The sequence below is a fragment of the Snodgrassella sp. W6238H11 genome, assembly GCF_016100525.1.
Classification (GTDB): Bacteria; Pseudomonadota; Gammaproteobacteria; order Burkholderiales; family Neisseriaceae; genus Snodgrassella; species Snodgrassella alvi.
Genome location: NZ_JACFSH010000001.1, coordinates 19,734 through 33,872, shown reverse-complemented (window position 1 = coordinate 33,872; position 14,139 = coordinate 19,734). Strand labels below are relative to the sequence as shown.

Genomic DNA, 14,139 nt, shown 5'->3' with positions numbered 1-14,139 from the left:
ACTGGTTAGTCCACCTCAACCATCACCCTTGTTAAAATCATCCGCTTATCTTACCGCAGTTTTACGCATAAGCCTACCTGAACAGACGAAAATCCATGCCAAAATGACAATTCCGACAACACTAATGCCTTATGCGGTATAGTTACCCCCATACGAACAGATTGAAGTTACAAAGGTGGTTAACACATAACCATGCCAGCCAGCCTTGGCACATCTTTGAAAAGGACGGACATGAAAAACACAGCCTGTCTGGGTTTATCCGGTTTGATTTTATGTATTCTGACTGCATGCAGCGGTTCACACGACAATGCCGGTCCTCAACCGGCTTCTGCTGTAGCGGCCAGCAAACCTGGTAGTTTGAGCGACACCAAGACACTTAAAATATTTAACTGGTCAGACTATGTTGACCCGAAAACTATTGGTGAATTTGAAAAAAAATATGGCATTAAAGTTACTTACAATTTTTATGACAGTGACGAAACACTGGAAAGCAAAATTCTGACCGGGCAGTCCGGCTATGATATTGTCGGGCCGTCCAACTCATTTGTCGGACGCCAGATTAAAGCCGGAGCATACCAGCCACTAGACAAAAATCAGTTGCCTAACTGGAAATACATTAACCCGAAATTACTGGATTTATTAAAAGACGTAGATCCGGATAATCAGTATGCGGTACCCAACTACTGGGGTATGAATACCATTGCAATCAATATTGAAAAAGTGAATGCCGCACTCGGTGCTACACCAATGCCGGAAAATAGCTGGGATTTGGTTTTTAATCCTGAGTATACCGACAAACTGAAAAACTGTGGCATCAGTTACATGGATAGTCCGGTAGAGATGATTCCGCTGGCGTTGCATTATGCCGGCAAAGATCCGAACAGCCAGAGCAAAGATGATATAGATATTGCTGCTAATATTATCAAAGCAAACCGCAGCAATGTATTGCGCTATTCGTCTTCTGGTTACATCGACGATCTGGCACGCGGCGATGTTTGTGTAGCAATCGGTTTTGGCGGTGATTTGAACATTGCCAAACGACGCCGGCTGGATGCAACCGGTAAAAAAGATATCGTAGTACTGGTTCCGACTCAGGGAGTTTCTCTCTGGATAGATACATTAACTATTCCGAAAGATGCAACCAACCTCAAAAATGCCTATCGCTACCTGAACTGGATACTGGAACCGCAAATAGCAGCCAGAAACGCCAATTATGTTAGTTACGCACCTTCAAGCATGCCGGCAAAAGAACTGATAAAAAAAGAATATCGCGAAGATAACAGTATTTTTCCGTCAGATGAGGTTCTGGCTAACAGTTATCTGGTATTACCGGCAAAATCGGACACCCTGAAATACGAATTGCGATTATGGCAAAATCTTAAAGCAGGAAAATAAATTTCCGGCTAAACCCCATGTTTGCAAAAGCCCCTCCTTTGAGAGGGGCTTGATACATTCTACTTTATGCAAATCAAAAACTGATGCCATTTAGCGGCACAGCTCAGGAAATTTTTTCCACGCTTCCGACAAAGTCATACCATTAGAATATAGATTAACTATACTTTGCGACATACCTGCTTTAACTACGTCTATCTGTAAACCTTCTGTCTGTGTGAAAGGATTTACCAGTGCCAGTGTCTGAGTGCCATTAGGATAGGAGCTGATTTTGTAAAATTCCTGCGGCAGTTTAAACCGTGACTGAAATTTTTCATGCAGACACTTACTCACTTCTGTCACCGGTCGTTCAATACGCAGGCTGACTTCAGGTGGTGCGGAACGTTCAGGTTTCATTACAGGTAAGTTTTTTGACGATACCGCACAGCGGACATTATTGGTACCATAAGGCTGATTAGATTGCAATAAAGCCATTGCCATCGCTCTCGAATCACATTCACGTTCTTCAGCAACAGGAGGCGTAACCTGAGCACAGCCGGCCAGAATACTGACACAAAAACAGGGCCACCATAAAATTTTTTTCCACAACATGTTTATCATTCCATGATCAGTATTAATATTTGTATTTAGTTATTCAGAAATTTAAGTTTTTTGCCAGCATGCCATTACCGGCGGAGCTTGATTAATTAATCACAATTACAGAAAATAAAACTTCAACTGGCTAATAATGGTTTTCATCTGAATATAGCTGTCATATGCCAAATGTTATATTGAAAACAAAATAGCTATAATAACAGGCATATTTGAATATACACTAGTTTTATTATGATTTTTCCCTCTGCTCATTCTGTTAAAACCGTTACGCTGGCTCTTACCGGAGCATCGGGTATGCCTTATGCCAAACGTCTGCTGGGCTGCCTGTTACAGGCTGATATAAGGGTCTGGTTACTGTATTCACAGGCTGCCCAGATAGTCGCACAACAGGAAATCAACTGGCATTTACCTGCAAATGCTAAACAGTGTAATGCCGCATTGTGTGCAGAATACGGCGTAGACTTATCCATGCTTACTGTATTTGGCCGCGATGAATGGTTTGCACCTCCGGCCTCCGGTTCCAATCCTGCTGATGCAATGATTATCTGTCCGGCCAGCATGGGTTGTGTTGCCGCCATTGCAGCCGGTACTTCCGACCATTTACTTGAACGGGCAGCTGATGTATCGATTAAAGAAAATCGTCCGCTAATCATCGTACCGCGGGAAACGCCTCTATCAGCCATTCATTTGGAAAATCTGCTTAAACTGTCACGTTTGGGTGTATGCATTCTACCCCCTGTATCCGGTTTTTATCAGCACCCGCAAACTATTCAGGATATGGTGGATTTTGTAGTAGGACGTATTTTAGACCAATTGCATATACCTCATCAGTTAATTACACGCTGGGGTGAAAAAAATAATTCTTGACACATGTTTCAATAAGGTTTAAGGTTAAATGATGAAAAACGCAACCACTTTATCTTTTGCTTATTATTGGTACCACACCTCGGTGCGGTGCTTTTTTGCGTTTATATAATACATAATAAGCAAAATAAAAAAGTGAACCGCCCGGCCAAACCGAGGCGGTTTTTTGTTGCTACAAACGCCTCATACAGAAAGGCATTACAAATGAATCGACAACTACTGGAGAATAAAATGTTCGCATTACCGCTAAATCAGTTACGGCAATCAGAATCACCTGTGGCTCAGCTTCAACGGTGGTACATGATTGTTGACGGCAATCAGCACCGCTCTGACCTATGTCAGCTACAGCCACAATTCCAGACTGCATTTATGCTTAGTGAAGCTTTGATTCCTCAGCTGCGCATGATAGCAATGTTAATTGCTGCACAGCGTCTGGGCTTTGAACAACTTACTCCTGATATTATCAGTGATGAGGCAGATTGGTTTGCCGCACGTATTCTGGTCATGGGTGTAAGAATTTTTCATCTGGATATTACCCTGATACCCATGCTAAAAACAGCAAACAGCCGTGCACGCAGCTTCGCCCAAAAGCATAATCTGCCGTTTACTCCCGCACAAATGCGCATGAGCCTGCATGCCGGACGGCCGGAACAAATGCTGATTATTGAAACTGAAACTCAGTGCGAAGAAGATCTGGGGCTGGTAGAAAATAGTTTATATTTTGCTCACAATCTGTGTCTGAAAGAACATACCATTATGGCCGCATGTCTTACTCAATAAGTTTACGCAGATATCAGATTAAATCAGTCTGCGTAATTTATGGCTTACTTTATAACGTGCGTAAACTGTTATCTGTTGTAAAAACGGTTCCAGCTGCTTGGCAGTAAAATTTGCATGAATATAATAGCAACCATCACCCGTAATTTTATACAGAGCCTGTACCTCAGCAAAGGTACTCACCAAATGCTCGAATTCAGCAAACCGGCTGTTATTCATATAAATAAAAATAAATTGTTCCGATATCAAGTGTTCAGTCAGTGTAAAACGTTCTATCACGCCGGTCTCAAGCAGGTTCTGTACCCTTAGCCCCACTGCCTGTCCGCTAAGAAATACTTTCTCACCAATCTCTTTCCACGACAAACGACTATTATTTTTTAATAAATCCAGAATTGCTCTGTCTTTTTTATCCATAGTTTCATCCTGAAAATAAATAGAGTATATCTTTTTCATCAGCCTATTCTGTCGAAAACAGATAAGGCGCATAATTAAATTATTAAAACCAACAGGATATAACTAATGAAACAAGCACTCATTATAATTGATGTACAAAATGATTATTTTTCAGAAGGTAAAATGGAACTGTACCAGCCACAACTGGCACTGGAAAAAATATTGAAGGTTCGTGAGTATTTCCGCAATCAGCAGCTGCCCGTGTATTACATCCAGCATATTAATAATAAACCGGGAGCTACTTTTTTTCAGCCTGACAGCCATGGTGTAAAATTACATCATCAATTACTGCCGATTGCAGACACGAATGAATTTTTAATTCATAAAAGCTATCCCAATAGCTTCTTACAAACAACCCTGCATGAACACCTTCAACAACAGAATATAGAGCAGTTGGTTATCTGTGGCATGATGACACACATGTGTGTTGACTCTACCACTCGTCAGGCAGTTGAATTTGGTTATCAGCCAATTGTTATTGCAGATGCATGCGCAACAATGAATCTGGAGTTCAATAGCAACATCATTAGTGCAACGAATGTGCAAAACAGTTTTTTAGCCGCATTGAACTATCTTGCTACTGTACGATCTGCTGAACAGTTCCTCAGTTAATACCTCTAACAGTATACAATTTTACTTGAATCACAATTCAGTCAGCAGTTTACATAAATTTTTAGAAATACGCCTGTTAACCTTATCCGCTTACAGAATAACGAGACGTATTTCTGATGCTGAATTTAACTTATTGACAAATTTAACGATTTTATCCTGCAATCATTATTAATTTTTTCAATCGGGTTTAGTCTGTCTCTATCTATATATATAAGTTAATTTATTTATGCATAAAAACAGCACTTACTTTCTGAATTTATTTATCCAGTGAATAAGTGCTATTTTATGTGTAAACAGAATTAATTAACTCTGATACTCACATTGGCAGAAAACGGCTGGGATCCTGTGGCTGGCCATTTTCACGCAATTCAAAATGCAGCTGAGTGCGTTTAGCATCAGTATTACCCATAGTAGCAATCTGCTGGCCACGTTTGACCTGCTGACCTTCTTTTACCAGAATATTCTGGTTGTTACCATAGGCAGTCAGATATGTCTGATTATGCTGTACGATAATCAGATTACCATAGCCACGCAAACCATTACCGGCATACACTACTTTACCAGAAGCAGCTGCCAGAATAGGCTGCCCGGCATTACCACCATAATCTATACCTTTACTGCTGCCGCCATAACTCTGCAGAATATTACCGGCGGTCGGACGCTGCCATTCAATTCCGCTTACATTGCGGACGCCTCCAACACTCACTGTTTTACTGGTTGATACAGTACTTGTACTGGTTGGTGTAGTTGTTGTGGTAGTACTGGTAGTAGTAGTGACATTTGCTGTTTGTACAGGAGCAGTCACAGTAGTAGTTGTGTTTGTGCTACCAGCCGGCGCCACATAGCCGGCTGGCTTTACGCGCAGAACCTGCCCTACCTTAATATTATTCTCTATTATATTATTCCATGAACGTAGATTATCCTGAGTAATCTGATAACGTTTGGAAATGTTATATACCGTATCTCCGCGCTGTACCGTATGCGTTGCTGCATTAATATCAACCGGAGAGTAATTGCCCACATAACCAGTAGAAGTACCTGCAGCGGCAGGTGTATAAGCCGGAGCTGTATTTGCCGGTGGCGTATAAGGAGCAGCACCATATGGATTGTCGGCAGTGGTAGCAGCAGTACCTGTAGTTACATCACTGCTACCCGTTTCTGTCGGTGCTGCCGGCTGTTTGAAAAGAGTACAGGCACTTAATGCCAGTACCAGCAAGCACCAGCCGGAACGATTCACACTTTTTTTCAACATAACGGTTTACCTTAAATCATTGCAATATTCAGGGGGTGCCAGCGCAACAGCGGCGGCAATAGCCAATTCAGACAGTATCATAAACAATGACCAGCATTGTGTAAAATAGCATCGGGCATAAATTATTTTAACATGTCCTAATGATTGTGTTTATTCTGATAACTTTTTAGCATTAATTGCCCAATCATATAAAGCTTTTCGGTTTTCACCACTAATCTGCGCAGCCAGTACGGCAGCCTGCTTGGTTGGCAGTTCCTGCACTAAAATCTGCATAATATTAATAGCTTCAGCAGACAGCTCGGTATTTTTTTCTACTGATGCCGGATGAAGTATCAGTACCATCTCACCACGTTTCTGATTAGCATCTGCCTGCACAATCGACTGAATTTCAGAAACTGTGTCGCATAGATAGGTTTCATGAGTTTTACTGATTTCACGTGCCAGCATCAGAGTACGTTGCGGATAAAGTAAAACCATTTGTGCCAGTGTATCTGTAATTCTGTGGGGCGTTTCAAACATAACCACCGGATAAGATACTTCTTTCCATAACTGTAGCTTTTGATGACGTTCACCACTTTTTGCCGGTAAAAATCCCGCAAAATAAAAATCTGACTGAGTAACTCCCGCAACACTCAAAGCTGTCATTACTGCACTCGGGCCTGCTACCGGTAATACCTGATAACCGGCCGCACGTACCCGTGTTACCAGCCGTGCACCAGGATCACACACTGCCGGCGTACCGGCATCAGAAACCTGCGCCACTACCTGACCGGCAGCCAGAGCAGCAATAACGCGCTCTGCCATACTTTGTTCGTTCTGTTCACGCACACTGATCAATCGTGCAGAAACACCGTATGCACGCAGTAATTGCTGTGTTACGCGTGTATCTTCTGCACAAATTAAATCTGCCCGAGATAATACTGCCAATGCATGAAAACTCAGATCTGCCAGATTACCAATCGGAGTAGCCACTACATAAAGGGTTTGCGGTACAATGCTGGCAACAGCTTTCTGGTAATGGGCTTGCATTTATAAATCCGTAATCTGATTAAACTTTAGCATCAGGCATTAAACTGAAAACTCCGTACATAAGCCTGAAACTGTTACTATACCACGTAGTGATAATGTTTCAGAGTTTACGGTTAACAATTGCACGGGTTATAAACCGTATAATAGTGCCGTTTCAGAAGTCACGCAGCCTGAAACCTGCACAGAGGTATTTACGCGTAACACATTGTGAATACCAAGCATATTTCATGCTCCCGCCTTAATTAACAAATTAATTTATATGACAGAATCCATCTCCGTCCATCAACATTTTGCCGATAGTGCCCAGCTTCTGAACGAGTGTGCAGACTTACTGGCTGAACCAATTGCCGAAGTTGCTCAGGGAATACTGATGGCCTTGATGAGTGATGGCAAGCTGCTTATTGCCGGTAATGGTGCATATGCATCACTGGCAAACACGCTCGCCGCCTATATGGTGACCCGATTACAACAGGAACGCATGGCACTGGCCGCCTTATCATTGTGCAATAATCCTTCTGTACTCAGCATATTAACCGACAGCGGTCCTAACGATATGTTTGCCAAGCAAATTCACGCACTTGGCAAACAGCATGATATGCTCTGTGTACTATCGGCAGATGGTCAGAATATCAATCTGGTTAGTGCGATTAAAACCGCGCATGAACGTGATATGCGAGTGCTGGCGATTACCGGCGGAAGCGGTGGTGAAGTTGCCGGATTATTGCGCGATGACGATCTCTGGCTTAATGTACCCGGCGACCATCCGTTACGTGTACTTGAGGCACATCAGGTAACTATTCATGCTTTGTGCGCACAGATTGACCAATTATTGCTAGGTGGTATATAACCTGCAACAACCAATTTACAGGTGTATTTCATGAAAAAATATCTTTCTGCTCTGGCATTGGGACTTTGCCTGACCACTACCCTGACCGGCTGTCCGGCTGTTCTGGTAGGTGGTGCCACTGTTGGTACGCTTTCAGTTATCGACCGGCGTACTACTGGCGCACAGGCAGATGACAAAATAATGGAAGTTCGGATTCATGATGGTGCTATCTCATACCTGAATAGTCAGGCACAGGAAAGTAAATTCCAGCCTACACTGTCCGTTATCAGCTACAACCGGCAGATATTACTGCTTGGCTTAGTAGCCAGTGAAAATGATAAAAATCTGGTAGAGCGCGTTGCCCGTGCCCAGCCTGCGGCACAAAAAATCTATAACTACATTGATATCGCCACTCAGAATCGTAAATTAAGTCATGTTACAGATGATACCTGGGTTACCTCAAAAATACGTTCCAATCTGCTAAATACCAAAGGCGTATCGGCAAATCACGTCAAAGTAGTTACTTATAATGGCGTCACTTATGTAATGGGTATTCTGACACCAGATGAACAACAGGCCGCTACAACGGCCATCAGTACAACGTCTGGTGTTCAGAAAGTTATTACTTTGTATCAAACCTTTGAAAATACTCCGAAGAGTACACCGGCCAATCCCTGATAACCGACATTCTGCTGCGATACAACCATATAGACCAAGCTTATCGAAGCAGTAAATTGCCAGTATCTGATTAGCGTAAACAAAATTTTGCGTATAATAACGATATTATACGCAACGATATCCCTGAAGGATTACCTGTCATGAGCACTAAACCCACCGCACCGGAAACAAAAAACAAAAAAAAAGCGGTTAAAACTGGTCTGAGTACATTCACCAAAATTCTACTGACTTTATTTCTGATTCTGGCCATATTTGTTGTCTGGTTCGTTTTTCACGCATGGCAAGTTCTGAATTCCACCTCTGAAACCACAGAATTCGCCTCGCAGGCAAGCTTTGAAGTACTGACCCCGACCGGTGCACCGGTAACAGGCAGTAATGTTCCAACACCAGTATTTTCACCCAATCCTGCTATAGCTGCTTCGGAGAGTACAGAACCTGATACTGCTTCCGAACCTGCTCTACCTGCTACTACCGGCAGAGCTAATACCAGAGACAGAGCCAATCCGGAAAATACACAAGAAATTCGGCCTATTACGCCCATAAACGTACCCGCTGCCACTAATAGAGAAAATAACTCTGACACTCCTGTTAATACAGCTCCGACAACAAAACCAAAACCCGCAGCAAACGGAAATAACGGCAAACCGCTGGATAATCTGTTTTAAACCAATATTCACAGCAATAATAACGCCCATCCTGCTGATGGGCTTTATTTATGGCCAACTGTCAACCCTGACAAAATTTCATAGTTGTATTTAATCATTTTAAAGGCAGCAGAAAACCATAGCTATGTACACAATAAATTAGCATACATAACCAAATATTCAGAACTCCGGCAGATAAAGTTCGATGAGTGCTTAAGCAGTACACACTATCAATGCATTATTGATAGGGGTTCTCCACTGCGTTCATCAGTTCGCTCAGATAAGCGCGTAACTGCTTTTCCTGACATCCCATCAGTAGTCCGTCTTCAAAAGCTTCCTGTGCCAGCTCATAGATCTCCTGCATATTTTGCTGCATCACCTTAATTTTTTCAGTACAAGAGACCACATTGCCCTCATCATCTACCCACTTCGGCATCGGTGGTAAAGGTTTCATCAGTGTTTCACCCTGCGCGCAGTCACAAAAGCACGAGACCAGTAGCCCTGTTCAATACTGGTAATTTCAATATTCTTACCCGTACGCGGCGCATGGATCATCCGGCCATTACCGATATACATACCCACATGGGAAATTCCACCACCACCCGGACTAAAAAATACCAGATCCCCCGGCTGCAAACTGGTTCGGCTGACTGCTTCACCTACCGTAGCCATCTGCCGTGAACTGCGCGGCAAAGTAACACCCATACTGCGCCGAAAGATATATTGCATAAAACCACTGCAATCCAGTCCGCTTGTGGGGGAATTTCCGCCAAAATGATAGGCAACACCAAGCAGTCCCATTGCGTTCATAATCAGGTCACTGGCGTCATCACCTGTACGCACAGCCGGTGTAGCAGTCCTGTCACGAATCAAACGCTCCAGCGCTGCATTATCCAGACCTTCATCCGGTGCCGCCATTACCGGCGAAATCAGAATGAAATTGGCACACAAGCATACCGTTGCCGTCTTCATTAATGTTTTTATCCACTTCATGCCAACATTATTCCATCAGTTCATCAAACAATTCTGCTATCCTGTAAATAGCAATTGTTCGGGACATCATCATATGTATTCACCCAGCTCATCCCATATCAGCGATTGGGCGCGTATGCGCGAAATTATCACCATTCTGGCCAAACACGGTCTGGGTGAATTTCTTGTTCGTATCAAATTACCAAGACGCTGGTACAAACACTCCGACCCTTCAGGCCAGAATCACCAGCACTACCTGAGCACACCAAAACGAGTGCGACTCGCCTTTGAAGAGCTCGGACCAACATTCATCAAACTCGGACAAATATTGGCTACCCGTACCGATGTCTTCGGAGAAGAATGGACAGAGGAATTTGCCCATCTGCAAAACAACACACATCCTCTTCCGAGTCCAGACATCAGAAATATTATTCAGGCTCAGCTTAACCAGCCACTGGAAAGCATTTTCAGTAATATAGAAGCTCTGCCTGTCGGCAGCGCATCCATAGCACAGGTTCACCGCGCCACACTTATCAGCGGAGAACAGGTCGCCATTAAAGTTAAACGCCCGGGTATTGAGTCAACCGTAGCTGCTGATCTGCGTATTCTTAACCACATAGCACAACTGCTTGAATCGGAAATACCCGAGTCCAGACGTTACTATCCGGTACAAATGGTGCAATATTTTGCCCGTTCACTCGAAAAAGAAACAGATTTGTCTGCCGAACGTCGCAATATGCAACATTTTTCCCGTCTTTACAACCATCAGCAGCAAATCCATATACCACAAACTTATGCGGCATATTCTAACCGGCAAATATTAGTACAAGAATATATTGACGATACTTTACTTAAAAATCTTGATTTCACCGGCTGGGACAAGCAGCAGCGAAAAAAACTTGCAGCCACACTGGTCGATACCATTCTTGATATGATATTACAGCATGGTTTATTTCACGCAGACCCGCATCCGGGTAATATTTTAGTACGAAATGATGGACGAATCACCTTAATTGATTTCGGGCTTGTCGGCCGGTTAAGCCAGCAGCGCCATCAGGAAATCATCACTCTGATTCATGCACTGCTGGAACACGACCAGTTTGCACTGCAATATGTTCTGTCCAACTGGGCGCAGGGAGAAATTATTAACGAAGACCAGCTTGGAACAGATGTCTTGGAAATGCTGAATAATTATGAGCAGCTTAATAGTAAAGAACTGCGTATCAGTCAGATAATTAACGATATTACCCATATTATTCGTGAACATGGTCTCACCCTGCCTGCGGATCTGATTATCCTGTTCAAATGCCTGATTACCCTTGATGGCGTTATAAAAAAAATAGACGGCGACTTTGAACTATTAAATCATGCACGAAACACCATCAAAAACGTACTGCGCAATCGCTTTAACATCCAGTCAATCTGGCGCCACAATAAAATACAGTTACATCTTTTAGCTCAGTTAATAGATACACTACCCCAAAATCTATTACGTCTAAGTAAACGCATCCGGCACGGACAGCTCCCTGTTAACCTGAACATTCAGCACATCGATAAATTTAACAACCAGCTGGATAAAGTTGTTAATCGCCTGACAATGGGAATTGTTACAGCGGCACTTATCATTGGCTCATCTATTGTTATGAGTATTAATTCCGGTCCGAAAATATTCGGCCTGTCGTTTTTCGGACTGATTGGCTATTTACTGGCATTCAGCAACAGCCTCTGGGTAATCTGGTCAATCTGGCGCTCAGGACGACACTGAATCAATCCCGCAGTTACTCACAGTTACCCTTGTAAGAAAACAGCTGATTCCATTAAAATATATACTTGAAGTAATAGAAATCCCTTCACACAGCAAATGTGTTATTGAAAACTGAATAACCACGTGGTTCGCAATCCATCCCACGAAAAAAAACTAGGAGCCCTGCTACACATGTATCAACTGTATTCTGCAATATCATCTTCTCTTAATGACAAATCTTTCTTCTTTGGCTTTTAGACAGAAAATATGTTTAAAATCGCCAAAGAATTCCAGTTTGATGCCTGCCATATGCTGGACGGGCATCAGGGCAAATGTCATAACCTGCACGGACACACCTATCGCCTGATTGTCGAAGTAAGCGACCAGCTACATCAGCAAGGATCCAGCAAAGAAATGGTTATGGACTTTTCCGACATCAAAAAAATCATTAACCAGCATATTATCAGCCAGCTGGATCATGCCTATCTGTATGATGAAACGAATAGAAACGAATGTAAAATCGCAGCCCTCCTTCGCCAAATGGAGCGAAAAGTATTTGCCTTTCCCTGTCGCACTACTGCTGAAAGCATGAGCCGGTTTATCTTCAACAAGCTTACGGCTCATCTGCCAGTATCCAAAATTACCCTATGGGAAACCCCTACTTCCTATTGCGAATATCAGAATACCAGCTCATGATCCAGTTTAATATTGTCGAAATCTTCGAATCCCTGCAGGGCGAAGGCTACAATACCGGTATGCCTGCTGTTTTCATCCGTCTGGCAGCCTGTAACCTCAAATGTCCATGGTGCGATACTGACTTCATGAGTTACCAAAGTATGAGTCTGGAGCACATCCTCAATACCGTCAGTCAGTTTCAGAGTAAAAACATAATCATTACCGGCGGCGAACCTACTATCAATAAAAAACTGCCCTTACTTTTACGCGCACTTAAACAGGAAAATTATTATCTTGCCATCGAAAGCAATGGTTTGGGCACAGTAGACCCGCTTATCGACTATATAGCCCTGAGCCCGAAATTTTATTATCGTCACCAATATCCGTTTCCACTACAGCGTCAGGCTGACGAAGTACGCATCGTAGTTGAAAACCATCCGGATTTTCTTACCTTCTGCCAGAACATAGAACAACAGATTCAGGCCAGACACTATTTTCTTTCGCCCTGCGAACAAAACAACCAGTTCAATATGCTTACTACATTACAATATCTCGGCAGACTGAATCAAAACCGCCATAATAATAAATGGTTGCTAAGCATTCAGACACACAAACTGGCCAATATAGAATAATATTTCTGCTCATCTATGTATTCTGCCGGCGATTCAAAATCCTTGAAAAAATCCAAATCAGCCTAATATTGTCAAAAATATATTTAAAAATAAAAATCAACATTTTTATTGTAACAATTCATCATTATTGTGCATATTTTGCCAACAATTGTTACAATATAATCAACCAGAGAAATTATTTACTGACAAAATCACGGAGAATATTATTCATGAAATCTCGTAACACTTACGATTTTACCCAGCTGGGTCAGGCAGAAGACAACCAGCAAACCGTTGTTCTGCGCAAAGCCTACAGCCTGCTCGGACTATCTTTCCTGCCCTGTGCCGCAGGTGCTTACGCAGGTAATTATATAAATTTCTATGCTCTGTTTAGCAATTCATGGCTATCAGTTGTAGCGTTTTTTATTCTCGCTTACGGGCTGATGTTTGCAATTGAAAAAAACCGTTATAACAATCTGGGTATAGCCTTGTTAATGGTTTTTACTTTTGTTATCGGATTTTTCATCTCTCCGCTTTTACAACTTGCTGTGGCTTCTGCTGTCGGATCACAAATTGTAGGTATGGCAGCATTAATGACAGCGGCCGTATTTTTTACCATGGCAACAATTGCTCATCGTTCCAAATCTGAAATGAAAGGTATTGGTCAGTTTCTGGTTGTTGGAGCAGTTGTTTTAATTATCGGTATGATTCTGAATATGTTTATGCATTTACCGGTTTTGTCACTCACTATTGCAGCCGGTTTTGTCATTTTCAGTTCACTGATGATTATGTGGCAAATCCGTACAGTTATTGCCGGTGGTGAAGACAGTGCAACCAGTGCAGCACTCACTCTGTTTGTCTCTTTGTACAATATCTTTACCAGTCTGATACAAATTCTGCTGGCTATAATGGATAACCGCTAAAATACATACCAACTACAAAACTGCCTGAACATCTGTTAAGTTCAGGCAGTTTTTATTTCTGCAAAATCATGTACACCCACCCAATCCATAGCC

General features: G+C 42.6%; 17 protein-coding genes and 1 riboswitch. Of the genes, 11 read left to right on the top strand and 6 right to left on the bottom strand.

Going from position 1 to position 14,139, the window contains the following annotated elements; all coding sequences use genetic code 11:
- Positions 1–231 precede the first annotated feature (231 nt).
- Positions 232–1,395 carry an extracellular solute-binding protein gene (locus H3V00_RS00170; RefSeq protein WP_078475102.1) on the top strand — a complete coding sequence of 388 codons (1,164 nt, stop codon included), beginning with the start codon at positions 232–234 and terminating at the stop codon, positions 1,393–1,395.
- A 90-nt stretch (positions 1,396–1,485) separates the two neighbouring features.
- On the opposite strand, the gene H3V00_RS00165 is transcribed toward H3V00_RS00170, so the two are convergent.
- Complete coding sequence (locus H3V00_RS00165) at positions 1,486–1,983, bottom strand: hypothetical protein (protein WP_198206721.1); 498 nt, start codon at positions 1,981–1,983, stop codon at positions 1,486–1,488.
- A gap of 234 nt (positions 1,984–2,217) precedes the next feature.
- On the opposite strand from H3V00_RS00165, the gene H3V00_RS00160 reads away from it, so the two are divergent.
- Together H3V00_RS00160 and H3V00_RS00155 are read left to right on the top strand one after the other, a co-directional pair.
- Entirely contained in the window at positions 2,218–2,853 is a 636-nt protein-coding gene (locus tag H3V00_RS00160) for a flavin prenyltransferase UbiX (protein ID WP_025330214.1), read from the top strand.
- Positions 2,854–3,054: 201 nt separating this feature from the next.
- Positions 3,055–3,630 (top strand): hypothetical protein, encoded by a 576-nt coding sequence (locus tag H3V00_RS00155; protein WP_232335912.1) that lies wholly within the window; start codon positions 3,055–3,057, stop codon positions 3,628–3,630.
- An 18-nt stretch (positions 3,631–3,648) separates the two neighbouring features.
- Here H3V00_RS00155 and H3V00_RS00150 read toward each other — a convergent pair whose 3' ends face one another.
- The gene (locus H3V00_RS00150) at positions 3,649–4,080 is read right to left on the bottom strand and encodes an Lrp/AsnC family transcriptional regulator (RefSeq protein WP_198206722.1); all 432 of its coding nucleotides are present in this window, start codon (positions 4,078–4,080) and stop codon (positions 3,649–3,651) included.
- 66 nt (positions 4,081–4,146) lie between these two features.
- Between H3V00_RS00150 and H3V00_RS00145 the strand changes: the two genes are divergently transcribed.
- Positions 4,147–4,692: a cysteine hydrolase family protein gene (locus tag H3V00_RS00145; protein ID WP_198206723.1), complete on the top strand. Its 546-nt coding sequence runs from the start codon at positions 4,147–4,149 to the stop codon at positions 4,690–4,692.
- Between the two features lie 316 nt (positions 4,693–5,008).
- Here the strand turns inward: H3V00_RS00145 and H3V00_RS00140 are convergent, their stop codons facing one another.
- Entirely contained in the window at positions 5,009–5,944 is a 936-nt protein-coding gene (locus H3V00_RS00140; RefSeq protein ID WP_084585661.1) for a peptidoglycan DD-metalloendopeptidase family protein, read from the bottom strand.
- A gap of 150 nt (positions 5,945–6,094) precedes the next feature.
- Complete coding sequence (gene rsmI / locus H3V00_RS00135; protein ID WP_084565462.1) at positions 6,095–6,973, bottom strand: 16S rRNA (cytidine(1402)-2'-O)-methyltransferase; 879 nt, start codon at positions 6,971–6,973, stop codon at positions 6,095–6,097.
- A 259-nt stretch (positions 6,974–7,232) separates the two neighbouring features.
- Here rsmI and H3V00_RS00130 point away from each other — a divergent pair, with 259 nt between their 5' ends.
- The 3 genes from H3V00_RS00130 to H3V00_RS00120 all read left to right on the top strand — a co-directional run bounded on the left by H3V00_RS00130 (position 7,233) and on the right by H3V00_RS00120 (position 9,142).
- Positions 7,233–7,820, top strand: coding sequence for an SIS domain-containing protein (locus tag H3V00_RS00130; protein ID WP_025330207.1), 588 nt, complete (start codon positions 7,233–7,235; stop codon positions 7,818–7,820).
- Positions 7,821–7,850: 30 nt separating this feature from the next.
- Entirely contained in the window at positions 7,851–8,477 is a 627-nt protein-coding gene (locus tag H3V00_RS00125; protein ID WP_025330206.1) for a BON domain-containing protein, read from the top strand.
- Positions 8,478–8,617: 140 nt separating this feature from the next.
- The gene (locus H3V00_RS00120) at positions 8,618–9,142 is read left to right on the top strand and encodes a hypothetical protein (RefSeq protein ID WP_198206724.1); all 525 of its coding nucleotides are present in this window, start codon (positions 8,618–8,620) and stop codon (positions 9,140–9,142) included.
- Between the two features lie 217 nt (positions 9,143–9,359).
- Here the strand turns inward: H3V00_RS00120 and H3V00_RS00115 are convergent, their stop codons facing one another.
- A complete protein-coding gene (locus tag H3V00_RS00115) occupies positions 9,360–9,575 on the bottom strand; it encodes a hypothetical protein (protein ID WP_198206725.1) in 216 nt (71 codons plus the stop codon).
- On the bottom strand, positions 9,575–10,114 hold the full coding sequence (locus H3V00_RS00110; protein ID WP_025330203.1) for a C40 family peptidase: 540 nt from the start codon (positions 10,112–10,114) through the stop codon (positions 9,575–9,577). Before H3V00_RS00110 ends, H3V00_RS00115 begins: the two co-directional genes overlap by 1 nt.
- A gap of 73 nt (positions 10,115–10,187) precedes the next feature.
- Here H3V00_RS00110 and H3V00_RS00105 point away from each other — a divergent pair, with 73 nt between their 5' ends.
- The 4 genes from H3V00_RS00105 (at position 10,188) to H3V00_RS00090 (ending at position 14,046) form a co-directional block, all read left to right on the top strand.
- A complete protein-coding gene (locus H3V00_RS00105) occupies positions 10,188–11,858 on the top strand; it encodes an AarF/ABC1/UbiB kinase family protein (RefSeq protein ID WP_198206726.1) in 1,671 nt (556 codons plus the stop codon).
- A 117-nt stretch (positions 11,859–11,975) separates the two neighbouring features.
- Positions 11,976–12,021: riboswitch (PreQ1 riboswitch) on the top strand.
- 83 nt (positions 12,022–12,104) lie between these two features.
- Positions 12,105–12,533, top strand: a complete 429-nt coding sequence (gene queD / locus H3V00_RS00100) for a 6-carboxytetrahydropterin synthase QueD (protein ID WP_198206727.1) — start codon at positions 12,105–12,107, stop codon at positions 12,531–12,533.
- Positions 12,530–13,144, top strand: coding sequence for a 7-carboxy-7-deazaguanine synthase QueE (locus tag H3V00_RS00095; protein ID WP_198206728.1), 615 nt, complete (start codon positions 12,530–12,532; stop codon positions 13,142–13,144). Before queD ends, H3V00_RS00095 begins: the two co-directional genes overlap by 4 nt.
- 209 nt (positions 13,145–13,353) lie before the next feature.
- Positions 13,354–14,046 carry a Bax inhibitor-1 family protein gene (locus H3V00_RS00090; protein ID WP_078475113.1) on the top strand — a complete coding sequence of 231 codons (693 nt, stop codon included), beginning with the start codon at positions 13,354–13,356 and terminating at the stop codon, positions 14,044–14,046.
- The last annotated feature ends 93 nt before the right edge of the window (positions 14,047–14,139 follow it).

Coding starts and splice junctions, on each gene's coding strand:
- H3V00_RS00170 (WP_078475102.1), top strand. CDS start 232: ATGAAAAACACAGCCTGTCTGGGTTTATCCGGTTTGATTTTATGTATT.
- H3V00_RS00165 (WP_198206721.1), bottom strand. CDS start 1,983: ATGTTGTGGAAAAAAATTTTATGGTGGCCCTGTTTTTGTGTCAGTATT.
- H3V00_RS00160 (WP_025330214.1), top strand. CDS start 2,218: ATGATTTTTCCCTCTGCTCATTCTGTTAAAACCGTTACGCTGGCTCTT.
- H3V00_RS00155 (WP_232335912.1), top strand. CDS start 3,055: ATGAATCGACAACTACTGGAGAATAAAATGTTCGCATTACCGCTAAAT.
- H3V00_RS00150 (WP_198206722.1), bottom strand. CDS start 4,080: ATGAAAAAGATATACTCTATTTATTTTCAGGATGAAACTATGGATAAA.
- H3V00_RS00145 (WP_198206723.1), top strand. CDS start 4,147: ATGAAACAAGCACTCATTATAATTGATGTACAAAATGATTATTTTTCA.
- H3V00_RS00140 (WP_084585661.1), bottom strand. CDS start 5,944: ATGTTGAAAAAAAGTGTGAATCGTTCCGGCTGGTGCTTGCTGGTACTG.
- rsmI (WP_084565462.1), bottom strand. CDS start 6,973: ATGCAAGCCCATTACCAGAAAGCTGTTGCCAGCATTGTACCGCAAACC.
- H3V00_RS00130 (WP_025330207.1), top strand. CDS start 7,233: ATGACAGAATCCATCTCCGTCCATCAACATTTTGCCGATAGTGCCCAG.
- H3V00_RS00125 (WP_025330206.1), top strand. CDS start 7,851: ATGAAAAAATATCTTTCTGCTCTGGCATTGGGACTTTGCCTGACCACT.
- H3V00_RS00120 (WP_198206724.1), top strand. CDS start 8,618: ATGAGCACTAAACCCACCGCACCGGAAACAAAAAACAAAAAAAAAGCG.
- H3V00_RS00115 (WP_198206725.1), bottom strand. CDS start 9,575: ATGAAACCTTTACCACCGATGCCGAAGTGGGTAGATGATGAGGGCAAT.
- H3V00_RS00110 (WP_025330203.1), bottom strand. CDS start 10,114: ATGAAGTGGATAAAAACATTAATGAAGACGGCAACGGTATGCTTGTGT.
- H3V00_RS00105 (WP_198206726.1), top strand. CDS start 10,188: ATGTATTCACCCAGCTCATCCCATATCAGCGATTGGGCGCGTATGCGC.
- queD (WP_198206727.1), top strand. CDS start 12,105: ATGTTTAAAATCGCCAAAGAATTCCAGTTTGATGCCTGCCATATGCTG.
- H3V00_RS00095 (WP_198206728.1), top strand. CDS start 12,530: ATGATCCAGTTTAATATTGTCGAAATCTTCGAATCCCTGCAGGGCGAA.
- H3V00_RS00090 (WP_078475113.1), top strand. CDS start 13,354: ATGAAATCTCGTAACACTTACGATTTTACCCAGCTGGGTCAGGCAGAA.